This is a genomic window from Cytobacillus sp. FSL H8-0458, assembly GCF_038002165.1.
In the GTDB taxonomy this organism is placed as follows: Bacteria; Bacillota; Bacilli; order Bacillales; family Cytobacillaceae; genus Cytobacillus.
The window spans coordinates 229,854-251,727 of record NZ_JBBOBR010000002.1 but is presented as its reverse complement, the minus strand read 5'-3'; the positions used below and the strand labels follow the sequence as shown (position 1 = coordinate 251,727).

The following is a 21,874-nucleotide window of genomic DNA, read 5'->3' as shown; positions in this document are numbered from 1 at the left end:
AAACCAAAATCCGAGAATTTTGCAAGTGATATTTCTAAGTGCGGAGACTTAATTGTTCAGCTGAAATTTCTTATTTTTTCCGAAACCTTTTCAATTGCTAATCGTAATAGAAGTAGCATCTTCTTAGGAGTTAATACGCGAATATGATATCCTTTAGTTAATCCATTCAAAGAAAAAGGTGACATTGTGGCAAAGAAAAAATTGCAGTACTGGACTTTGCAATTGCTGATTATCTTAACCATTATCTATGTTTCAACAAAAATTTCTTTTCTGTTTGAACCAGTCGGCATTTTTGTATCTACTCTATTTTTCCCAATCATCATATCGGGATTTCTGTATTTCTTATTGAACCCGCTGGTCAGATTGCTGCAGCGCTATAAGGTGCCAAGAACGGCAGCGATTTTAATCATCTATGCAGCGGTAATCGGTTTAGTAATGCTCGTCATTGGCAACATTGCTCCGCTCATCAGCAGACAGGTTACTGAATTATTCAACGATCTGCCGGAATATGCGAAAACGACCAGAGACTTTGTTAATTCAATGTCTAATACTGAAGAGTTTAAGTGGTTTTTAGCACAGGACTACATATCAATACAGGAAATTGAAGCCCGCATTATGGATTATGCCAATACTCTCCCAAGCCGTTTGACACAGGGAGTAGCAGGCATTGTCAGCCTGGTCACCAATATTGCGATTACAATTGTAACCGTGCCATTCCTCTTATTCTACATGTTTAAAGATGGAGATAAGTTTCCTGCAGCAGTTTCGAAGTTTCTTCCTGCTTCATACAGAGAAGAAGGGGTTAAAACGCTTAAGGAAACAGGGGAGACACTTTCTTCATATATTCAGGGACAGATTACAGTAGCATTATTCGTGGGGACACTTTCATTTATCGGCTATTTAATCATCGACCTGCCTTATGCGCTGGTTATGGCACTGATTGTGGCCATCACCAATATTATTCCTTATGTCGGCCCGTTTCTTGGCGGTGCACCTGCTGTTATTGTCGCTCTTTTTGACTCACCTACAAAAGCCTTTCTGGTTGTCGTGGTCATTGTGATTGCCCAGCAGATTGAAGGGAATGTGCTGTCTCCGCTGATTCTCGGAAAGACATTAAACACACATCCGGCCACCATCATCATCTTATTGCTGGTTGCCGGCAATCTTGCAGGCATCCTTGGCATGATTCTGGCGATTCCTACCTATGCTGTGACCAAAACAATTGTTTTGAATACAGTGAGATTTTTAAGGGCCAGGAAGGCAGCTCGGCTCGGGGACACGGTTACGTAAAGATGGGAAAGCTCCTTTGCAGAGAGGGGCTTTTTCTAATTGGTATTATTTTTCGTTATGTAAAGTTAAAATAATAGTAAAAACGAAAGCAGTGATCCCAATGTGTCTAATCCTCTTCGCATACAAAGTCCACCCGAAATACAAGCTGATAGTGGCAGCCAATCGCGACGAATTTTACGAACGTCCGACTGCCTCGGCGCATTTTTGGAAGGACCACCCCCACATTCTTGCTGGCCGGGATTTAAGGAAGATGGGGACATGGATGGGTGTTACTAAGAATGGACGATTTGCAGCTCTGACAAATTACCGCGATCCGAATGAAGTGACAGAAGGCAAGAGGTCAAGAGGGGATCTGGCGGCAGATTTTTTGAAGGGCGGTGCTTCGCCTGCTGACTTTATGAACAGGGCATCTGAACATCGCGGCAGCTATCCCGGCTACAATCTGCTGGCGGGAAACTTGGAGGAACTCTTTTATTATTCGAACGTGGAGGATCGAATAGAGCAGCTTCAGCCGGGGGTATACGGGGTCAGCAATCATGTGCTGAATACCGAGTGGCCGAAGGTGAAAAAGGGGAAGGAGGGCTTATCTAAAATAATAGATAATCCAGCCGGGAACTTAACAGAAGACCTGTTCACACTTCTCCTTAATGCAGACCCCGCCCCGGATGATAGGCTTCCGAAAACAGGAGTTTCTCTTGAATGGGAACGGATTCTGTCTCCATTATTTATTAAAGGCGATGCCTACGGAACCAGGAGTTCAACTGTGCTGCTGATGTCAAAGGATGAGATTTTTTACAAGGAAAGGGTTCATATTGGGGAGGATAGGCAGGAACAGGAGTTCATCCTTAAAAAGTAAGAAGCCAGCTCAGTCATCTGGCTTCTTTTATTCAGGCAAGCGGCAGTGTAATCCGGACCGTTGTGCCTTCATTTTCCCTGCTGTGGATGTATAGGTTTCCGCCGTGGTTTTTAATGATTTTTTTGCAGATCATAATGCCAAGGCCTGTGCCTTTTTCTTTTGTGCTATAAAACGGCTCTCCCAGTTTGGCGAGGCGTTCTTCCGGTATGCCGATCCCTTCATCCTCGACAGTGATGATCACAGAATGGTCCTCCTGGCGGATATCGACGTTGATTTTGCCGCCCATGGGCATGGCTTCCATCGAGTTCTTGATGATGTTAATCAGCACCTGTTTAATTTTATCTTTTTCACATTCCACAAAGAACTTGCCGGGTGCCTGAGTTAATTCGATCAGGATATTTTCCATGACTGCCTGGCTGTTTAAAAGAGTAATCACACTTTTTACTACGTTTGTCAGGCAGGTTTTTTCCATTTCAGTTATCTGAGGTTTGGCGAGAACGAGCAGGTCATTGACGATGCCTTCAATCCGCTCCAGCTCATTTAGAATGACCTCCGCGAAATTGTCTTTATGTTCTTCGTATAATAGCTGTGTAAAGCCTTTTATGGCTGTAAGCGGGTTGCGGATTTCATGGGCAATGCCTGCTGCAAGCTGACCGACAACGGATAGTTTTTCAGCATTCTGCAGTTTTTCCTCGGTCTTCTTTTGTCCGGTTACATCTTTGATAATGATTTGGTAGACCTTTCTGTTCTTAAAAGTGGTTGGGATCAGCTGGACTTCGGCTTTTCTTATTTGTCCGTCAGTCCGGATCAAATTAAGCTCAAAATTCACGCTTAGCTTTGTTTGCAGAAAATCATCGAGGGTGGAATGTTCTGAAGGAGGAGTGTAGTCGTGGAGGGAGGTGCCGATCATCTCTTTGATGCTCGTATACCCGAAGAGCTTCTTCCCTTCATTATTGATATAGGTCCAAATCCCCTTTTGAGTCACCATTCCGATCGTATCCTTGGAGTACTCCACCAGAAAACGGTACTTTTCCTGTGTCTCAAGAATTTCCTCTTCCATGATAATTCTCTGTGTCATATCCCGGATGATGCACATCATTTCTTTATCGTCATTAATGACTGAAAAATTGGCTTCCAGCCAAAGATAATGCCCCTCATTATGCCTGAAGCGAAAGGTCACCCGTTTATGCGGAAGCTGTTCGAGCTCGGCCAATGCCTCTCTTAGAAGATCCCGGTCATTTGGGTGGCAGTATGTATAAAGGCTGCTCCGGTAAATGTCCTGCTGCGAATATCCCAGCATCGGCAAGCAGGAAGGGGAGACATATATAGCAATGCCTTCTTTTGTCACTCTTGCAATCACATCGCTGGAATGCTGAATGGCCAGCTGCAGATTCCTCGCTTCGACTTTGTCCGCGAATAAATCTGCCGGATTCTCGGTCATAATCATTTTTGTTCCCTCCTTTTTGGGGAAATGGCACTTTTCCATCATTATACAATACAAGTTTAGATTGACATATAGGATAAATTTCACTCTATGCCATCTGGGAAATGGATGCCTTGCCAGGTACTATGCTCATAAGAGCTTTCTAATTTCCTCTCCAAGGATGAATATGCCTTCCTGCAACTCTTCCAGCGAAGCATAAGCATATGAAATTCGAATAAAATGATTCGGCCCGTCACTGTACATGCTCCCGGGATTTATAAGCAGCTTTCTTGAAATAGCCTGCCGATAGAGGCTTCGAATTGGAATATTGGACGGTACTTTCAGCCATATAAAAAAACCTCCTTCGGGAGAATTCCATTTTGCTATCCCGGACAAGTGGGCATCCAATGCATTTAGTGCCGTCTTACGGCGGATTCTCAGCTGCTCACGCACATTTTCCATATGTTTTTGATAGAGACCGGTGGACAGCCACTTTTCAGCTACCCTTTGTGAAAGTGAACTTGACCCATAGTCAGTCTGCATTTTAAGATCTGCAAGCCGGTCGATAACAGGTTCAGGTGCTGCTACCCAGCCTATTCGAAGTCCGGGACTCAATGTTTTCGATAAGCTTCCCATATACAGGACCAGGCCGTTTTTATCCATTGCTTTTAATGGGGGAGGAGGCATCTCATCAAGCCATAGCTCCCGGTAAATATCGTCTTCCACGATCGGCAGCTGTTCTATTCTGCAAATATCAAGCAGGTCACTCCGTCTTTTTTCGGTCATTAAAATTCCAGTAGGATTGTGATAGGAGGGAATCGTATATAAAATTGATTTCCCTTTTTCAAATTTCTTCAGCGATATGCTTTCAGGGATAATCCCTTCCTTATCCATTGGCAAACCTTTTAAATTCATGCCTGATGACCGGAAAAGCTGCAATGAATATAAGTAAGAGGGTTTTTCCAGAAATACAGGTGCCCCTCTCTGCAAAAGACCCAGTGAAACAAGCTGAAGAGCCTGCAAGCCTCCAGAAACAATAAGTATGGAGGAAGGAGAAGCGGCAATTCCGGAAGCTGCTAAATATGCACTGACTGCCTGTCTTAATGGCAAATACCCCTTTGGTTCCTCATAACCGAGTTCACTCAATTCATCCGCGGCATCCTTTAGAACACTCTGCATCGTTTGCACCGGAAAAATCTCAGGGGAAAGCTCACCTTTGCTAAGCTGTATAAATGCAGGGTCCATTTCCAACTCGTTAATTTCCTGAACGATTTGCTCGCTGGCTCTGTGTATCCCTGTATCGATATATTCACTCCAATTGGCATGCTGCCTTGAAGCGAGCAAGGTCCAAGTATTATTAATAACCTTGGTGCCAATCCCAGTTTTCCCTTCTATTAATCCATCTGCAGCAAGTTCTTCCAGAGCAGTGATAATGGTGCTTCGGTTTACTCCGAACTCCTCCGCCAGTTTCCTTTGACTTGGAATTTTACTTCCGATTGGCCATTCGCCTTTGGAAATCTTTCCTTTAATGGCCTCCATAACTTGCTGATATTTTGGCAATTGTTTTGTATCCATCCATCTAACCGCCTTCAGTGAAAATTGGCTGGTAAAATTCTTTCTCCATTGGTTGAGGACATTGTATCAGTTATTGACTATCATGAAAAGCAGCACAGATAATGGCTGGTAATGCTGATAAGGGGGATGAAGTTGGCTGGAAAAAAATTTATGGTTATAGGGGCTCATAGTGCTATTATCATTCTCTGGGCATCCGCATTCCCGGGAATACGGGCAGGGCTTGAATCATACTCCCCGGAGCACCTAGCGCTTTTTCGGCTTTTAATTGGCTCCGCTGCACTTGGCGTCCTTGCACTGCTGAAGAAGATGCGCATGCCGGATATAAGGGATCTTCCTGCTATTTTTATGCTTGGATTTCTTGGTTTTACGGTTTATCATACAGCACTCAACATTGGGGAAAAATCAGTAAGCGCCGGGCCGGCAAGCTTGATTGTCTCCATGACTCCGATCTTTTCCGCTGCTTTGGCTGCTCTATTTCTAAGGGAAAGATTTGGAAGGGTAAGATGGACTGGTTCCGGTGTCAGTTTTGCAGGTGTTGCACTTATTTCATTAGGTACGGGAGGCGGGTTTGAACTCCAATCCGGTATTTTATTCATCCTGCTTGCTTCCATTTCTGAAAGCATCTTTTTCGTATTCCAGACTAAGTATTTCGATAAATACGGATTTTTGGCATTTACAGCCTATACGGTATGGGCAGGGACCATTTTTATGCTGATTTATCTTCCTGGCCTTGGCAATGAGATCTTTCATGCGTCAGCCGAATCTACATTAAGTGTCCTCTATTTGGGGGTTTTTCCAACGGTAATCCCATATATTGCCCTCGCTTTTCTTGCATCCATAGGGGGAGCGTCTGAAGCGGTGAGCTCTCTTTATCTGACTCCAGTAATGGCGTTTGTCATTGCGTGGGTTTGGCTGGGGGAGGTGCCGGCTATGTCATCCATTGTGGGTGGGATGATCGCTCTAGCAGGTGTGGTGATTATTCACCGAAAAGAAAACGCTATTAAAGTTACAGAAATTTATGAAAATGGGTCAAGTAAAAATATTTGAAAAATATGATTGACATCCTTTTCTTTAAGGTGGTAAAGTAATAAGCATATTAACAACCGCATAATAAAAATCTTCTTATCAAGAGAGGTTGAGGGACTGGCCCTATGACACCTCGGCAGCGGACAGCATGTACCGTGCCAAATCCAGCAAGCATTGCTTGAAAGATAAGAAGAGGACCATTGATAAATGCTGCCCTCTTCTTTCTTTTAGAAGAGGGTTTTTGTATTACACAGAAAAAATGCATCAAGATTCTATTCATGAACATATGAATATTTCTTATCGAGAGAAGCAGAGGGACCTGGCCCAATGAAGCTTCGGCAGCAGGCAGAACGCACTGTGCCAAATCCAGCAGGCGAAAAGCCTGGAAGATAAGGAGAGGATTTCAAAAAACCTCTTCTGACGGAAGGGGTAAATTTCAGGATATAATTCTTAGTTTTCACATAGGAATAATAAGAAAATAAAAGGTGACAGGTATCTATACCAGTTCATTCAAGTGGTATAGGTGCCTGTCACCACCAAAGGAGAGATGCTGCATGATAGAGTTTCAAAATTTAAAGAAGGTCTATAAAAGCGGAGGTCAGCAGGTAGCTGCTCTGGATGGAATAGATTTAAAGATTAATAAGGGTGAGATTTTCGGGGTGATCGGCTTCAGTGGTGCGGGAAAGAGCTCTTTGATCCGCTGTGTCAATTGGCTGGAGAAGCCGACTTCAGGAAAGGTCATTGTCAGCGGGCATGATTTGACGGCTTTATCTGTAAAAGAAATTCGCGAAGTGAAAAGAAACATCGGTATGGTCTTTCAGCATTTCAATCTTTTAAACTCGAAAACCGTGTTTGCCAATGTGGCGATGCCGCTCACACTGGCTAAGATTCCTAAGGATGAAATAAAAAAGCGTGTCCATGAATTATTAGACTTCGTGGGGCTTGCCGACAAGGCGAACAGTTATCCGGATCAGCTGTCAGGCGGGCAAAAGCAGCGGATTGGAATCGCCAGGGCGCTGGCAACTCAGCCTTCCATTCTATTATGTGATGAAGCAACTTCCGCTCTGGATCCGCAGACAACCAGCTCGATCCTGCAGCTGCTGAAAAAAATAAATAAAGAATACAATATTACCATTCTGATCATTACCCATGAAATGTCTGTAATCAGGGAGATCTGTGACCGTGTTGCTGTCATCGAAGCAGGAAAAATTATTGAAGAAGGAACCGTCTTTAATGTCTTTTCTTCACCAAAAACCCCAACAGCGAAAAACTTTGTCAGCACAGTCATGAATGATCAAATACCTGACTCCATTAAAGAAGTGATTGAAAAACAGCAGGGGCTTCAAAAGGTATTCAGAATCAATTTTGTCGGAAACTCTGCCGGACAGCCGCTGCTCTCGCAGGTTGCCAAAAAGTTTAATATCGACTTCAACGTCCTGTTTGGAAATATTACTGAACTGCAGGGAATACCTTTTGGCAATCTGATTGTTGAGTTTCAGGGTCCGGACAGTGAAATCAGACGTGCTATTCAGTACATCAGCCAGGAAAAAGTTTCAATAAAGGAAGTGACTTCACGTGCTAGTTAACCAGGAAAAAATCATCGAAGCCCTAATCGAAACGGTCCAAATGGTTGCATTCTCATTGCTGTTTTCAGCACTTATCGGACTGCCGCTTGGCATATTGCTTGTCGTGACAAGGAAAGGGCATCTTTTGGAAAACACAGTTGTTTTTAACATCATAAACAGCATTATTAATATTTTCAGATCAGTGCCTTTCATCATTTTAATGGTAGCCATCATCCCAATCACCCGGATGATTGTCGGGACATCGATTGGAACCGCTGCAGCCGTAGTGCCGCTCGTCTTTTACGCAGGACCCTACATTGCGAGATTAATAGAGAATTCATTGCTTGAGGTTGATCCGGGAGTCATTGAAGCGGCAGAAGCAATGGGAGCGACGCCGGGGCAGATTATCCTTAAATTCCTGATTCCGGAAGCACTCAGTTCACTGGTATTAGGCTTTACCATTGCGACAATCGGTCTGGTCGGAGCATCAGCCATGGCTGGGGCAGTCGGAGGCGGAGGCCTTGGTGACCTTGCCATTACATACGGCTATCAGCGATTCGATACAACCGTCATGCTGATTACCGTTGCAATCTTAGTGGTCATGGTTCAAGGCCTGCAGTCATTCGGAAATATCTTATCCAAAAAAATCAGAAGAAGATAACTTAGGAGGAAACACATCATGAAAAAACTATTTTTATCATTCATTATTTTAGCATTGGCTGTGTTCACTGCGGCATGCTCTAGCACAACTGGCGGAGAAGAAACAAAGAAAGTTAAATTGGGTGTCAGCGGATCAGATACACGCATCTGGGACTTTATTGCCGAAAAGGCTGAAAAGGAAGGCATTGAAATTGAGGTTGTGACATTCTCTGACTATGTGCAGCCAAATGTTGCCCTGGCAGAAGGTGATCTTGATGTAAATGCATTCCAGACAGTCGCCTATTTCGACACTTTTATTAAAGAGCATAATATGGATCTTACACCAATTGCGACAACGGTTTTAGCACCAATGGGTCTTTATTCTGAAAAAGTAGAATCTGTGGAAGACATTCCGGAAGGCGGCAAAATTGCCATTCCAAATGATGCTTCAAACGGCGGAAGAGCCCTTCTTTTACTGGAGGAAGCCGGCCTGATCAAATTATCTGAAGACTATGACGGAAACCTGGACTTGAATAAAATCGTTGAAAACAAGAAGAACCTTGAATTTGTAGAAATGGTCTCAGCGCAGACGCCGCGCGCTCTTCCGGATGTCTCTGCTTCTGTCATCAATAACGGTATTGCTGTAGATGCAGGCTTTAACCCAACTAAGGATTCAGTTTTTATTGAAAGCGAAACCGCTACTCCGTATGTAAATATCATTGCTGTCAGAACAGAAGACAAAGATAACAAAACGCTTAAGAGAATTGCTGAACTTTACCAGGAAGATGATGTAGCTGATTTCATCACGAAAGAATATGACGGAAGCATGATCCCGACTTTCATTCCATTAAGTGATATTGGCTGGTAATTAATTTAAAAAAGGAGGAACAATGATGACGGCACCTGTAAAAGCACTATCCGAACTGAAAGAAGCGATCAGGAAGAATGTTGATGATAACAAGGAACTTTACCTTTCAGCAAGCCACCAGATCCATGCAAACCCGGAAATAGGAAATGAGGAGTTTTTTGCCTCAGGCTTGCTTTCAGGCATTCTTGAGAAGGAAGGATTTGAAGTAGAGCGGGGAGTGGCCGGGCATGAAACAGCTTTCCTGGCCCGGAAAAAATCCGATAAACCGGGGCCGTCCATTGCATTCCTTGCAGAATATGATGCCCTTCCCGGATTGGGCCATGGATGCGGCCACAATATTATAGGCACGACAAGTGTGGCAGCAGCCATTGCATTGAGCAAGGTTATTGATGAGACCGGAGGAGAAGCAGTAGTGCTTGGAACCCCGGCAGAAGAAGGCGGGCCAAATGGAAGTGCAAAAGGAAGCTTTGTGAAGCATGGCTTGCTTGAAGGCATTGATGCCGCCCTCATGGTTCACCCGTCAAACCATACCCGTCTGACCAGTTCATCACTGGCAGTTGATCCGCTTGACTTCGAATTTATCGGAAAGCCTGCCCATGCAGCAGCTTCACCGGAGGAAGGAATCAATGCTCTGGATGCAGTTATTCAGCTGTTCAACGGAATAAATGCCCTCCGTCAGCAATTGAAGGATGATGTGCGGATTCATGGAATTATTACTCACGGTGGGGATGCGCCGAATATTATCCCTGATTATGCAAAAGCCAGATTCTTCATCCGTGCTTCAACCAGAACAAGTTTAAATGAGGTAACACGGAAGGTTAAAGCTGTCGCTGAAGGCGCCGCACTGGCAACAGGAGCAAAGCTGAATGTGATTGCTTTTCAAAACGAAGTAGATAATCTGCTGTTAAACAAGACATATGACCAGGTGTTTAAAGAGGTGATTGAAGACTTGGGAGAAACCGTAGTGGAAGGGGACCGGGATGGAATCGGTTCGACAGATGCCGGCAATATCAGCCAGGTGGTGCCAGCCATTCACCCTTATATTAAAATTGGTGCGGATGATCTTGTTGCTCATACAGTTCCGTTCCGGGAAGCCGCCGCATCTGCCAAAGGAGACGAAGCTCTGCTTACGGGAGCGAAAGGACTGGCACTCACTGCCTTCCAGCTGATAACGGACCCGGAGTTGCTTAAATCCATTAAACAGGAATTTAAAGAGCGAAAAGCAGCTGTATAGGAACAAAAGCTATCCTTTTGCGGGATAGCTTTTCCTCCTTTTTGTGAGTGTTTTCCTCATATTGGAGAGTTGTTTCCCTAATTTGCTGAGTGTTTTCCTCAAATTAAGTGTTCGTTTCCCCAATTTTCCCATCCTTTTCCCGAAGTTCACATTTACCTACTGCTCCTTCATCCGTTCCTGTGCCATCCGGACAAGCTCCTTCACCATGCTGCCGCCAATCTTTCCGCCAACTGTTCCTGCCTGTTTGGATGTAAGCCTGCCATTATAGCCTTGCTTCAAAGGCACACCTGCCTCCTCAGCAACTTCATATTTCACACCGTCAGGATTTTCTCTGTCAACATGATATCCCTGGTTTGCCATTACCTTATTTTTCAGCTGGTCCAATGCTCCTCTTGATTCCGGCACTAGCGGACGTCTTTTTCTTCTGGCCATGATGCATTCCTCCATAAGTCCTTTTTCTTATTATGTGAAAGAACGCTTGGAATAACACTGAAAAAACTTGTACATCCACCTGTGAAAAGCTATTCTAATGGAAGAAACCTTGAATTTTTTTGAAAAACCAAGAGAAGGTGTTTTAAATGGCATTAAAATACTTGTCAGCTCTTCTGCTTCCTGGACTGCTGGTGCTGTTTTTTACGAGAGTCAGCTATAATCGTGTAATCGGGCTGGTGTTGACGGTGGGACTTATTGCTGCTTCTGTATATAAAGGCTACACCAATTCATTTGCCTTAATCGTTATAGACGCACTTTCGCTGACTGTCGGGTTTTGGTATGCCCAAAAATTGAAGCCGAAAATAAAGCCAAGTGCGGAATAAATTTTGCAGAGCCTGTCGAACAAACCTATCGACAGGTTCTTTATTTAATGAGTCAAAAGCTGTAATTAGGCATACGTTATATCAGCTTTTAATGGAGTTCAATCAAACGTTTGATTAAACTCAATGAAATCAATCAAACGTTTGATTAACCTTTCTTCGACAATTCCCTCAATAATTCGGCATATTTCCCAAGCAATATATTCTTAGTAAAAACACAAAAACGAATATCCGTTCGCATATTATTGGTTTGTTTTAGGCTCTTTGTGGTAGAATGATGATATGAGTTTTGAGTAAAAAACTGACAAATCAGCGGTGCATCCCGGGTCTTAAATTATTTCAATGCTGGTTTGTGATTAATATATAGATAAAAGTAATTTGAACGGGAGGCTTTTAGGTGAAGGATCAATTTGAATTAGTCTCAAAATATTCCCCACAGGGCGACCAGCCCGGGGCGATTAAAGAAATTGTGAAGGGAATCAATTCCGGCAAGAAACACCAGACACTTCTGGGTGCGACAGGAACGGGTAAGACCTTCACGATTTCGAATGTCATAAAAGAAGTAAACAAGCCAACGCTTGTTATTGCACATAATAAAACACTCGCAGGACAGCTATACAGTGAATTCAAGGACTTTTTTCCAAACAATGCGGTTGAGTATTTTGTCAGTTATTATGACTACTATCAGCCTGAGGCGTATGTGCCTTCTACAGATACTTTTATTGAAAAAGATGCCAGCATCAATGATGAAATTGATAAGCTTCGCCACTCGGCGACTTCCTCTCTATTTGAGCGGAATGATGTCATTATTATTGCCAGTGTCTCCTGCATATATGGTTTGGGTTCACCTGAAGAATACCGTGAAATGGTGCTGTCCCTCAGAACCGGAATGGAGATTGAAAGGAACCAGCTGCTTCACAGGCTCGTTGACATCCAGTATGAACGCAATGATATTGACTTCCAGCGCGGTACCTTCCGTGTACGCGGAGATGTTGTCGAGATTTTTCCGGCATCACGGGATGAGCATTGTATCCGTGTAGAATTTTTCGGAGATGAGATAGACCGGATCCGTGAAGTGGATGCCCTCACAGGTGAAATAATGGGTGAACGTGAGCATGTTGCGATTTTCCCGGCATCCCACTTCGTAACGCGTGAAGAAAAAATGAGAATCGCCATCCAGAACATTGAAAAGGAACTGGAAGTGCGCCTTGCTGAATTAAGAGAAAACGATAAACTTCTTGAAGCTCAGCGCCTCGAGCAGCGGACCCGCTATGACCTTGAAATGATGAGGGAAATGGGTTTTTGTTCCGGCATTGAAAACTACTCCCGCCACCTTACATTAAGACCGCCGGGTTCAACACCGTATACGCTGCTGGATTATTTTCCGGAAGACTTCCTTATTGTGATTGATGAGTCGCACGTAACACTGCCGCAAATCCGCGGCATGTTCAATGGTGACCAGGCAAGAAAGTCTGTGCTTGTGGACCATGGTTTCCGTTTGCCTTCAGCGATGGATAACAGGCCGCTTACGTTTACCGAATTCGAAAAGCATGTGAAGCAGGCTGTCTTTGTTTCGGCAACACCTGGCCCTTATGAGCTTGAGCATACACCGGAAATGATTGAGCAAATTATCCGCCCAACCGGTTTGCTTGATCCTACTATTGATGTCCGTCCAATCGAAGGCCAAATTGATGACCTCATTGGCGAAATCCAGGATCGTGTTGAGAAAAACGAACGTGTGCTTGTTACCACTTTAACGAAGAAAATGTCTGAGGATTTAACAGACTATTTAAAGGAAATCGGCATTAAAGTGCAGTACCTGCACTCAGAGGTTAAAACGCTTGAGCGGATTGAGATTATCCGGGAGCTTCGTCTTGGCAAGTACGATGTGCTGGTCGGGATCAACCTTCTGCGGGAGGGACTTGATATTCCTGAAGTATCCCTTGTTACCATACTTGACGCTGATAAAGAAGGTTTCCTCCGATCAGAACGTTCACTCATCCAGACGATTGGGCGTGCAGCACGTAATGCAAACGGCCATGTCATCATGTATGCAGACCGGATTACGGACAGCATGGAAAAAGCCATCAGCGAAACAAAGCGCCGCCGCTCTATTCAGGAAGAGTACAATGAAAAGCATGGCATCACGCCAATGACTATCCAGAAGGATATACGCGATTCTATTCGTGCAACCCATGCGGCAGAAGAGCAGGAAGAATACCAGCCGTCAGCAAAGCTCGGCAAGCTGAACAAAAAAGAGCGCGAGAAGCTGATCGGCGATATGGAAAAAGAAATGAAGGAAGCGGCCAAATCCCTCAATTTCGAAAGGGCTGCCGAGCTTCGTGATTTAATATTAGAGCTGAAAGCGGAAGGATGACGTAAAAATGGCGATGGATAAACTGATTGTAAAGGGTGCCAGAGCCCATAATCTGAAAAATATAGATGTCACCATTCCAAGAGATAAGCTTGTCGTCCTGACAGGACTTTCAGGTTCAGGAAAGTCCTCTCTGGCCTTTGATACGATTTATGCAGAAGGGCAGCGCCGTTATGTGGAATCATTATCTGCTTACGCGCGGCAATTCCTCGGCCAGATGGATAAGCCTGACGTGGATGCGATTGAAGGTCTGTCACCTGCCATTTCAATTGACCAAAAGACGACAAGCCGAAATCCTCGTTCCACAGTGGGAACCGTGACAGAAATTTATGATTATCTGCGATTATTATTTGCACGGGTGGGGCGTCCCACCTGTCCGATTCACAATATCGAAATCTCCTCACAGACCATTGAACAAATGGTTGACCGGATTATGGAATACCCTGAGCGAACAAAGCTCCAGGTTATGGCTCCCCTTGTTTCCGGCCGAAAAGGGACACATGTAAAGGTGTTCGAGGATGTCAAAAAACAGGGGTTTGTCCGCGTCCGGGTCGACGGAGAAATGATGGATCTCGGTGATGAAATTGAGCTGGAAAAAAACAAAAAACATTCTATAGAAGTAGTAATCGACCGGATTGTCGTAAAAGAAGGCGTAGCGCCAAGGCTTGCAGATTCATTGGAAACTGCTTTGAATCTTGGCAATGGCAAGGTGCTTGTGGATGTCATTGGGGAAGAAGAACTGCTGTTCAGCGAGAACCATGCCTGCCCTCAATGCGGATTTTCAATCGGTGAGCTTGAGCCAAGAATGTTCTCTTTTAATAGTCCGTTTGGTGCCTGTGCGGAATGTGACGGATTGGGCTCTAAGCTTGAGGTAGATGTCGATCTGGTCATACCCAATAAGGATCTCTCATTAAAACAGAATGCCATTGCGCCATGGGAACCGACAAGCTCTCAATATTATCCTCAGCTGCTGGAGGCAGTCTGCAATCATTATGGGATTGATATGGATATGCCGGTTAAGGATATTCCTGAACACTTGCTAGATAAAGTTTTATATGGATCCGCCAAGGATAGCATCTATTTCCGATATGAAAACGACTTTGGTCAGGTAAGGGAGAATTATATTCGTTTTGAAGGTGTCATCCGCAATGTGGAGCGCCGCTATAAAGAAACAAGCTCTGATTATATCCGGGAGCAAATGGAGAAATACATGGCCCAGCATCCATGTCCTTCCTGCAAGGGCTACCGTCTGAAGCCGGAAACTCTTGCAGTGCTTGTCTCCGGAAAGCATATCGGCCATGTAACAGAATATTCGATTGAAGAAGCATTCAGCTTCTTTGAGAATCTGACACTGTCTGAAAAAGAAATGAAGATTGCCAATCTTATTTTCCGTGAGATTAAGGAAAGGCTGGGCTTCCTCATCAATGTCGGGCTTGATTACCTGACATTAAGCAGGGCAGCGGGAACTTTATCCGGCGGTGAAGCCCAGCGTATTCGTCTGGCAACACAAATCGGTTCGCGCCTGACGGGTGTACTCTACATTCTGGATGAGCCTTCCATTGGTCTCCATCAGCGTGATAATGACCGGTTGATTGATACGCTCAAAAATATGCGTGATATCGGCAACACCCTGATCGTGGTGGAACACGATGAAGATACAATGGTGGCTGCCGACTATTTAATTGATGTGGGCCCGGGAGCAGGAGTTCATGGAGGACAAATCGTCTCAGCGGGTACGCCTCAGGAGGTTATGGACGATCCAAACTCCCTGACAGGTCAATATCTGTCAGGCAAGAAATTCATTCCGCTTCCAATTGAGCGCCGCAAAAACGACGGACGCTTTATCGAAATTAAAGGGGCTAAAGAAAACAATCTTAAAAATGTAAATGTTAAGTTCCCGCTCGGCACTTTTATTTCTGTTACGGGTGTATCCGGTTCAGGAAAAAGTACGTTAATCAATGAGATTCTTCATAAAGGGCTTGCCCAGAAGCTTCATAGAGCCAAAGCGAAGCCGGGTGAGCATAAAGAGATAAAAGGTATTGATCACCTGGATAAAGTCATTGATATCGACCAGTCTCCAATCGGGCGGACACCACGTTCCAACCCGGCAACCTATACAGGAGTGTTTGATGATATTCGTGATGTGTTTGCTTCAACCAATGAAGCAAAAGTACGCGGCTACAAAAAGGGCCGCTTCAGCTTCAATGTAAAAGGCGGACGATGTGAAGCATGCCGCGGGGACGGAATCATTAAGATTGAAATGCATTTCCTGCCTGATGTGTATGTTCCATGTGAAGTCTGTCATGGCAAGCGCTATAACAGGGAAACACTTGAAGTTAAATATAAAGGGAAGAATATTTCGGAAATTCTTGATATGACAGTGGAAGATGCACTGGAGTTTTTCGAAAATATTCCTAAAATCCGCCGCAAGCTGCAGACGATTTTTGATGTTGGCCTGGGCTACATCACATTGGGGCAGCCTGCGACAACATTGTCCGGGGGTGAAGCGCAGCGTGTCAAGCTTGCTTCCGAATTGCACCGCCGTTCAACGGGCCGCTCACTATATATTCTTGATGAACCGACAACAGGTCTTCATGTTGATGATATCTCACGATTGCTCGTGGTCCTTCAGCGTCTGGTTGAGAATGGAGATACCGTACTGGTTATCGAGCATAATCTCGATGTCATCAAGGCCGCCGACTATATCGTCGATCTTGGACCTGAGGGCGGAGATAAGGGCGGTACCATTTTAGCAGCAGGTACGCCGGAAAAAATTGTCGAAGTTCCGGAATCCTATACAGGTAAATATCTTAAACCGATTTTGGAAAGAGACCGCCTGAGGATGAAACAGCAATTTGAAGAAAAAGAAGGCGTGACAAACGCTTAATTAACAGGAAGCAGTGCCGTTTTTGGTGCGGCTTCTTTTTTTTGGAAATGAGATTAGATAACTGGTATACGGGGTAAAGAACATGCGTCTGCAGCAGCCATCACTTATCTCAACCAAGAAAGGAACATACACTATGAAAAATAAAATCTACCTTTTAGCAGGCATTATCCTGCTGGGGCTCGGCATCTATCTTTCCATCACATTCCTTGGAGATGAAAAAAAGGCAGAAAGCAGTCAAACGATTGTTGCTTTTGGAGATTCACTTACCTATGGATATGGAGATGAAACAGAAGAGGGGTATGTAGGGAGGCTGCAGAGAAAACTTGATAAGGCATTTCAGAATAAAAATTACAATATTTTAAATCATGGAGTGTATGGCTATAAATCTTCTGATGTTCTTCAGCAAATGCTCAAACCGAAAGTGGCAGAAGATATTAAAAATGCAGATATGTTTATTGTATATATTGGCACCAACGATTTGCTGAAAAGCAACGGCGGGGATCTGTATCCGCTCCATCACGAAAATCTTGTTGAAGCTAAAGACATATATGAAGATAAACTGAATGGAATTCTGGAAACACTGGAAACCGCCAACAGTGATGCACCTGTTATCCTGATTGGACTATATAATCCTTATCCTGACGGCGACCAAATTGAAAAATATATTGACCATTGGAACAAATCTATTAGAAAAAAAGCAGCAGAAGATAAACATATCACCTACATTTCCACCAATGAACTGTTCAAGGGAAAAAACAAAAAACAATACTTCGCTGATTCCCTTCATCCGAACGGAAAGGGATATGAGCTGATTGCTGATAAAATTATGGAGGGATATTCTTTTTAATAAGCTTTAAAGTTTGCTGATCTGCAACCTGTTGATTGGAGCGGAAGGCAATCGAATCCTGCGGGAGATGCGTGTCAACGGGAGACCCCGCAGACGCAAATGCGGCGAGGAGGCTCCCGGGCCGCCCGCGGAAAGCGATTGCCTGGAGCGGAAATCAACAGGCCAAATCAAAGAACCGTTTTAAGTTCCTTCCTTTCTGGTCATTTGATAACACAATGTAATGTTCCAGCAAAATCGGTGTAACCAAGCAGCGTTATACTCCTATATAAGGGAAACTATTGTCTGGAAACAGAAGGGGAGGTCATTATGGAGGATTATTTAGCGAAGTCACTGGAAGAATGGAAAGAAGATATTTCTGAAGTTTTGGACCAGATTAACAATGAATACGAGGATGTTAAAAAAGAACTGAAAGTATATTCCTACAAATACGGAATTACAAAACAGGTTATCCAATCTACTGTAAACGAAGAGATTATTGATAATATCCGTGAAATGTATCATAAGCCTTTTGAAGAGAAATATAACGAGTTGAAAGAGTACATACGTGATTTGGATGAAAAACGAAAAGTATTCCAAATGTTTGTCAATAAAATCGATGAAGTGAAAAAGAAGGAAGCGCCGCGCACCGACCTGGCAGCTGCCTATAAATAGCCATAAAACCGTCTTTGAAAAAAAGGCGGTTTTTTTTAGGTAAGGCTATGAGACTTGAGGCCATGGAGCCCATCAGCCTGCAGATGTATTTTTAAAAATATGGAGGTAAATGCCCCGTTGATTTTCTATAATGAAGAGGAAGCTGAAACTTTTAACGCTCCATTTCCGTATGACACAGATAAAGGAGCTGAGAACATTGGAAACAAGAAAGGTTCTGTCTGCTTTAAGCTATTTTAGTATTATGTTCGCAGGATTTATTTTTCCGCTTATTGTATTTTTTGCTTCAGAAGACAGGGAAGTGAAGCGGCATGCCAGGAGTGCATTCTTATCACATTTGATCCCGCTGATTCCTGTTCCATTCATTGTTTTTGCAGCGGTAACTCAGTTTACAGTTTATGATCAGGAAATTCCGGTATTTTTTCTTGCAGCTGTCGGCATCACAATCATTCTGCTATTAATTGTATTTATATGGAATATCATTAAAGGGGTAAAAGTCCTGATACAGGAATAGAACTAATAGAGGAGGGCCAGAAAATGAAAGAGGAACGCAAACGTATTTTGAAAATGGTCGAGGATGGAAAGCTTACAGTTGATGAAGCTTTAACTCTGCTGGAACAGCTTGAACAAACAAATCAGACGATGGAGCAGAAGCAGGAGGACTTAATTAAGGAGCTATCTGCTGAGGTAAAGTTTGAAGAAGCTAAAAAAGGTGAGCCATATAGCTCAAAGCAACAAAGTGCCAAGGAGAAAATCATTGATTTTGTAGATTCAGCATTTAAGAAAGTGAAGGATTTGGATCTTGACTTTAATTTTGGGAAAAGTGTTGAAATCTCTCATATATTTCAGCATGCAGACGCATACTTAAAAGATCTGGACATTGATGTTGCCAATGGAACAGTTAAGGTAATTCCGTGGGAGCAAAGTGATGTCCGCGTTGAATGCAAAGCCAAGGTCTATCGTGTGGATAATCAGGATGAAGCCCGCAGGAATTTTTTGAAGGATGTTATTTTTGCCATTGAAGGGCAGAGGCTGAGATTCTCGACTCAGCAAAAATGGATGAAGCTTGAAGCAGTCATCTATATTCCAAAGTCTGAATATGAAAATGTGAAAATCCGCATGTTTAATGGGCCGATTGAAAGCCAAAACTTATCAGTGGAAAACTTTAAAGCGAAAACGGCCAATGGAAAGATAACGGTTAGTGATTTGAACAGCCGAAATGTAGAAGCTGAAACAGCCAACGGGCAAATTACCATTCAAAAAAGCCGGATCGATCATGTGGAAGCCGAAACGTTAAATGGCGCCATTCTGGCTGAGGGAGACTTCCAAAAAGCTGAATTGCAATCCTTTAATGGAAATGTAACGTGCAGGGCAGAAAATGAGCGCTGCGAATGGATCGAAGCTAAGGCAGCGACGGGCAGCATCGATCTGTTTGTTCCGGATTTCGCTGCTGTCAGCGGAGAGCTACGCACCAATCTGGGCAGTTTCCATCCTGACATTGAGGGTATTGAAGTAATAGAAGAAAAGAGCGAAGTGATCCAGAAAATGATTCGCTTTAAGTCTGTGAAAGAAGGCGGCAGCGGTCTTAAGCTGCGGGCTGACTCTAAGACAGGTGCAATTACAATCAAGCGGTCAACAGCCTGGTAAACAGGGTGGAAAGGGCGCCTTCCGCTTTTCTTGATAGGAGGGATTTTTAATGAACAAATTAATTCGCTCCCGCAGCAACCGGAAATTAGCGGGGGTATTGGGCGGCTTATCAAAAACGATTGGAATAGACGCTACCATACTCAGGGTGATTTTCATTGTTTTATTATTTACAACTGGCGTTTTTCCGATGACACTCGTTTATGCTCTGCTTGTGTTTATGCTTCCGAATGAAGAGGTGCTTTAGGACATGAGATGGATCCTGGGAATCTTGATAAATGCGGTCCTGTTTGTAGCGATCGCAGGTTTTTTTAAGGATTCGTTTTACTTGTCGGGATTTGGGGCTGCCGTTGGTGCCAGCTTCATGCTTTCTATCCTGAACATTCTTGTGAAACCAATCCTGATTATTTTAACTCTTCCCGTTACTGTTTTAACGCTCGGTTTGTTCCTATTCGTCATCAATGCTGTCACGCTTATGATAACGGATGGATTTATGGGTGATTCTTTTGAAATTGCCGGGTTTGGCACAGCGATTCTTGTATCGGTGATTATGTCTATCGTTAACCTGATCATTCAAAAAGCAATCCTGGAACCGGCGAGGGAAAAGTAAATGCGATAAAAAGCCAGCATCCGTTATGCTGGCTTTTTTCCTATTCAACAATGGTCGCATTAAAGCCATCCTTCTGCAGATTTCCGGCAAGCTTCTCGGCGAGCTGCTTTTCGGAAAAGGCAACTTGAACTTTGTATTGTTTGATTCTATCATGCTTTCTTAAGCCATATTGTTCGGCAATTGCTTTTACAATAGCCTGTGCACAGCGTTTTCGGTAGATGGGAGTCCGGAGAAGGGAGGCTTCCTCTTTATTAGTCATAAAACCGCATTCCACAAGAACTGCAGTCATTTTTGTCTCACGCAGCACATGGAAATCAGCTGTTTTAACTCCCCGGTCCCGCAAGCCTGTAGAACTGATTAAGTTTCGCTGGATCTTTTGGGCTAATGCCAATGCTTCTCTAGGCTTGGAAGGGTAGACATATGTTTCAATTCCGCCTGCGCTGTTCCATTCGCCTGTTCCGTACGCATTGGCATGGATGGACACATAGCAGTCAGCGTTTTGAGTATTTGCCAGGGAGGTCCTTTCGACAAGCGGCACGTCCCGTTCATCGGAGTGGGCAAAGAAAACCTCTGTATTCTGATACTTTCCCAGCATCTCCTTTGCAAGGCTGGCGACTGCACGGTTGAATTCATATTCTCTCATTCCATCAGGGCCACGTTTGCCGGGGGTGCTATATCCATGTCCGGCATCCAATATGATCTTCATCTGATTGCTCCTTTCTGAAAACAATATCTTCATATATATAATATGGACAAACCCTCCAAAAGGACATGGTAAAATGAAAATAGGAGAAAACCCTAAGGGCTTTCTCCTATTTTGCAGCGCGCTGCATCGTATGAACAAATTTGTAGCGGTCTGCACGGTATGCTGATTTTACAAGCTCAAAAGGTGTGCCGTCCTCTAAAAAGGAAGTGCGGGCGATAAGGAGTACAGGAGATCCAGGGTCTACCTGCAGGTGGTTTACCTCCGTTTCCTTAGCGATTGAGGCTTCAATCTGCTGAGTGGCTTCCCTGATGGTAAGGGACAGTTTTTCTTCAATATGCTGATAAAGTGACTTGTTGATGATTTCTTCCGTAAGCCCTTTAACGAGATTAGCAGGCAAGTAGGTGGTTTCCAGCGCCATTGGCAGGTTATCTGCCATCCGCACCCGTTTAATTTCATATACCGGTGTGTTTTCTTTTATATCAAGCTTTCTCGCCAGCTGCGGCTCGGCCGGAATGATTTCAAAGGATATTAGGCGGCTGCTCGGCACCATGCCGCGCTCTTTCATATCTTCCGTAAAGCTGGTCAATCCCTGAAGCTTTTGTTCGACTTTCTGCTTGTTGACAAAAGTTCCGCGTCCTTTTTGCCTGTATAAATAGCCATCATTGACAAGGTTATTTAATGCCTGTCTGACTGTCATTCGGCTAATCTGATATTGCTCCGAATACTCGCGCTCAGAAGGAATGGCTTCATCAGGCTTTAACTTGCCGTTTTCTATTAAATGTTTAATATACTCTTCCAATTGGTGATATATCGGGATGGGTGATTGCTTATCGATCATGGAAATTCTCCTATCACTATTAGTACTGATCA

Annotated in this window: 21 protein-coding genes and 2 riboswitches; of the genes, 16 read left to right on the top strand and 5 right to left on the bottom strand. The window is 44.0% G+C overall.

Annotated elements, in window-relative coordinates; translation table 11 throughout:
* Positions 1-186 precede the first annotated feature (186 nt).
* Positions 187-1,290 carry an AI-2E family transporter gene (locus NYE23_RS22610; protein ID WP_341081324.1) on the top strand — a complete coding sequence of 368 codons (1,104 nt, stop codon included), beginning with the start codon at positions 187-189 and terminating at the stop codon, positions 1,288-1,290.
* A gap of 100 nt (positions 1,291-1,390) precedes the next feature.
* On the top strand, positions 1,391-2,146 hold the full coding sequence (locus NYE23_RS22605) for an NRDE family protein (RefSeq protein WP_341081320.1): 756 nt from the start codon (positions 1,391-1,393) through the stop codon (positions 2,144-2,146).
* A 31-nt stretch (positions 2,147-2,177) separates the two neighbouring features.
* Here NYE23_RS22605 and NYE23_RS22600 read toward each other — a convergent pair whose 3' ends face one another.
* Positions 2,178-3,593, bottom strand: a complete 1,416-nt coding sequence (locus tag NYE23_RS22600; RefSeq protein ID WP_341081317.1) for a PAS domain S-box protein — start codon at positions 3,591-3,593, stop codon at positions 2,178-2,180.
* A gap of 126 nt (positions 3,594-3,719) precedes the next feature.
* On the bottom strand, positions 3,720-5,144 hold the full coding sequence (gene pdxR / locus NYE23_RS22595; RefSeq protein ID WP_341081316.1) for a MocR-like pyridoxine biosynthesis transcription factor PdxR: 1,425 nt from the start codon (positions 5,142-5,144) through the stop codon (positions 3,720-3,722).
* 132 nt (positions 5,145-5,276) lie between these two features.
* Between pdxR and NYE23_RS22590 the strand changes: the two genes are divergently transcribed.
* From NYE23_RS22590 to NYE23_RS22570, 5 genes are all read left to right on the top strand, one after another.
* A complete protein-coding gene (locus NYE23_RS22590; protein ID WP_445662626.1) occupies positions 5,277-6,191 on the top strand; it encodes a DMT family transporter in 915 nt (304 codons plus the stop codon).
* Between the two features lie 72 nt (positions 6,192-6,263).
* Positions 6,264-6,362: riboswitch (SAM riboswitch) on the top strand.
* Between the two features lie 102 nt (positions 6,363-6,464).
* Positions 6,465-6,566, top strand: a riboswitch (SAM riboswitch).
* Between the two features lie 158 nt (positions 6,567-6,724).
* Positions 6,725-7,756, top strand: a complete 1,032-nt coding sequence (locus NYE23_RS22585; RefSeq protein WP_341081312.1) for a methionine ABC transporter ATP-binding protein — start codon at positions 6,725-6,727, stop codon at positions 7,754-7,756.
* On the top strand, positions 7,746-8,396 hold the full coding sequence (locus NYE23_RS22580) for a methionine ABC transporter permease (RefSeq protein WP_035329251.1): 651 nt from the start codon (positions 7,746-7,748) through the stop codon (positions 8,394-8,396). Before NYE23_RS22585 ends, NYE23_RS22580 begins: the two co-directional genes overlap by 11 nt.
* Before the next feature lie 18 nt (positions 8,397-8,414).
* The gene (locus tag NYE23_RS22575; protein WP_341081309.1) at positions 8,415-9,242 is read left to right on the top strand and encodes a MetQ/NlpA family ABC transporter substrate-binding protein; all 828 of its coding nucleotides are present in this window, start codon (positions 8,415-8,417) and stop codon (positions 9,240-9,242) included.
* A 25-nt stretch (positions 9,243-9,267) separates the two neighbouring features.
* Complete coding sequence (locus tag NYE23_RS22570; protein WP_341081824.1) at positions 9,268-10,476, top strand: M20 family metallopeptidase; 1,209 nt, start codon at positions 9,268-9,270, stop codon at positions 10,474-10,476.
* A 156-nt stretch (positions 10,477-10,632) separates the two neighbouring features.
* Here the strand turns inward: NYE23_RS22570 and NYE23_RS22565 are convergent, their stop codons facing one another.
* Complete coding sequence (locus NYE23_RS22565) at positions 10,633-10,908, bottom strand: alpha/beta-type small acid-soluble spore protein (protein WP_341081307.1); 276 nt, start codon at positions 10,906-10,908, stop codon at positions 10,633-10,635.
* A 146-nt stretch (positions 10,909-11,054) separates the two neighbouring features.
* Between NYE23_RS22565 and NYE23_RS22560 the strand changes: the two genes are divergently transcribed.
* The 9 genes from NYE23_RS22560 to NYE23_RS22520 all read left to right on the top strand — a co-directional run bounded on the left by NYE23_RS22560 (position 11,055) and on the right by NYE23_RS22520 (position 20,298).
* A complete protein-coding gene (locus NYE23_RS22560) occupies positions 11,055-11,291 on the top strand; it encodes a DUF2198 family protein (protein ID WP_061792326.1) in 237 nt (78 codons plus the stop codon).
* A gap of 394 nt (positions 11,292-11,685) precedes the next feature.
* Positions 11,686-13,665, top strand: coding sequence for an excinuclease ABC subunit UvrB (gene uvrB / locus NYE23_RS22555; protein ID WP_048009341.1), 1,980 nt, complete (start codon positions 11,686-11,688; stop codon positions 13,663-13,665).
* A gap of 7 nt (positions 13,666-13,672) precedes the next feature.
* Entirely contained in the window at positions 13,673-16,549 is a 2,877-nt protein-coding gene (gene uvrA / locus NYE23_RS22550; protein WP_341081304.1) for an excinuclease ABC subunit UvrA, read from the top strand.
* Between the two features lie 133 nt (positions 16,550-16,682).
* Positions 16,683-17,396 (top strand): DUF459 domain-containing protein, encoded by a 714-nt coding sequence (locus NYE23_RS22545; protein ID WP_341081302.1) that lies wholly within the window; start codon positions 16,683-16,685, stop codon positions 17,394-17,396.
* Between the two features lie 306 nt (positions 17,397-17,702).
* Positions 17,703-18,047 (top strand): hypothetical protein, encoded by a 345-nt coding sequence (locus NYE23_RS22540; protein WP_035329260.1) that lies wholly within the window; start codon positions 17,703-17,705, stop codon positions 18,045-18,047.
* 196 nt (positions 18,048-18,243) lie between these two features.
* Positions 18,244-18,558 (top strand): hypothetical protein, encoded by a 315-nt coding sequence (locus tag NYE23_RS22535; RefSeq protein WP_341081300.1) that lies wholly within the window; start codon positions 18,244-18,246, stop codon positions 18,556-18,558.
* Positions 18,559-18,581: 23 nt separating this feature from the next.
* Entirely contained in the window at positions 18,582-19,691 is a 1,110-nt protein-coding gene (locus tag NYE23_RS22530; RefSeq protein ID WP_341081298.1) for a DUF4097 family beta strand repeat-containing protein, read from the top strand.
* Between the two features lie 49 nt (positions 19,692-19,740).
* Positions 19,741-19,935, top strand: coding sequence for a PspC domain-containing protein (locus tag NYE23_RS22525; protein ID WP_341081297.1), 195 nt, complete (start codon positions 19,741-19,743; stop codon positions 19,933-19,935).
* Positions 19,936-19,938: 3 nt separating this feature from the next.
* The gene (locus tag NYE23_RS22520; RefSeq protein WP_048009336.1) at positions 19,939-20,298 is read left to right on the top strand and encodes a phage holin family protein; all 360 of its coding nucleotides are present in this window, start codon (positions 19,939-19,941) and stop codon (positions 20,296-20,298) included.
* 40 nt (positions 20,299-20,338) lie between these two features.
* On the opposite strand, the gene NYE23_RS22515 is transcribed toward NYE23_RS22520, so the two are convergent.
* Complete coding sequence (locus NYE23_RS22515) at positions 20,339-21,004, bottom strand: N-acetylmuramoyl-L-alanine amidase (protein ID WP_341081292.1); 666 nt, start codon at positions 21,002-21,004, stop codon at positions 20,339-20,341.
* A 106-nt stretch (positions 21,005-21,110) separates the two neighbouring features.
* The gene (locus tag NYE23_RS22510) at positions 21,111-21,842 is read right to left on the bottom strand and encodes a GntR family transcriptional regulator (RefSeq protein WP_076257478.1); all 732 of its coding nucleotides are present in this window, start codon (positions 21,840-21,842) and stop codon (positions 21,111-21,113) included.
* Positions 21,843-21,874 lie beyond the last annotated feature (32 nt).

What these genes read in the sequence shown, in the direction of transcription:
- NYE23_RS22560 (WP_061792326.1), top strand. Translation starts at nt 11,055, where the DNA reads ATGGCATTAAAATACTTGTCAGCTCTTCTGCTTCCTGGACTGCTGGTG.
- NYE23_RS22600 (WP_341081317.1), bottom strand. Translation starts at nt 3,593, where the DNA reads ATGATTATGACCGAGAATCCGGCAGATTTATTCGCGGACAAAGTCGAA.
- NYE23_RS22530 (WP_341081298.1), top strand. Translation starts at nt 18,582, where the DNA reads ATGAAAGAGGAACGCAAACGTATTTTGAAAATGGTCGAGGATGGAAAG.
- NYE23_RS22565 (WP_341081307.1), bottom strand. Translation starts at nt 10,908, where the DNA reads ATGGCCAGAAGAAAAAGACGTCCGCTAGTGCCGGAATCAAGAGGAGCA.
- NYE23_RS22515 (WP_341081292.1), bottom strand. Translation starts at nt 21,004, where the DNA reads ATGAAGATCATATTGGATGCCGGACATGGATATAGCACCCCCGGCAAA.
- NYE23_RS22520 (WP_048009336.1), top strand. Translation starts at nt 19,939, where the DNA reads ATGAGATGGATCCTGGGAATCTTGATAAATGCGGTCCTGTTTGTAGCG.
- pdxR (WP_341081316.1), bottom strand. Translation starts at nt 5,144, where the DNA reads ATGGATACAAAACAATTGCCAAAATATCAGCAAGTTATGGAGGCCATT.
- NYE23_RS22540 (WP_035329260.1), top strand. Translation starts at nt 17,703, where the DNA reads ATGGAGGATTATTTAGCGAAGTCACTGGAAGAATGGAAAGAAGATATT.
- NYE23_RS22605 (WP_341081320.1), top strand. Translation starts at nt 1,391, where the DNA reads ATGTGTCTAATCCTCTTCGCATACAAAGTCCACCCGAAATACAAGCTG.
- NYE23_RS22525 (WP_341081297.1), top strand. Translation starts at nt 19,741, where the DNA reads ATGAACAAATTAATTCGCTCCCGCAGCAACCGGAAATTAGCGGGGGTA.
- uvrA (WP_341081304.1), top strand. Translation starts at nt 13,673, where the DNA reads ATGGCGATGGATAAACTGATTGTAAAGGGTGCCAGAGCCCATAATCTG.
- NYE23_RS22570 (WP_341081824.1), top strand. Translation starts at nt 9,268, where the DNA reads ATGACGGCACCTGTAAAAGCACTATCCGAACTGAAAGAAGCGATCAGG.
- NYE23_RS22575 (WP_341081309.1), top strand. Translation starts at nt 8,415, where the DNA reads ATGAAAAAACTATTTTTATCATTCATTATTTTAGCATTGGCTGTGTTC.
- NYE23_RS22510 (WP_076257478.1), bottom strand. Translation starts at nt 21,842, where the DNA reads ATGATCGATAAGCAATCACCCATCCCGATATATCACCAATTGGAAGAG.
- NYE23_RS22545 (WP_341081302.1), top strand. Translation starts at nt 16,683, where the DNA reads ATGAAAAATAAAATCTACCTTTTAGCAGGCATTATCCTGCTGGGGCTC.
- NYE23_RS22585 (WP_341081312.1), top strand. Translation starts at nt 6,725, where the DNA reads ATGATAGAGTTTCAAAATTTAAAGAAGGTCTATAAAAGCGGAGGTCAG.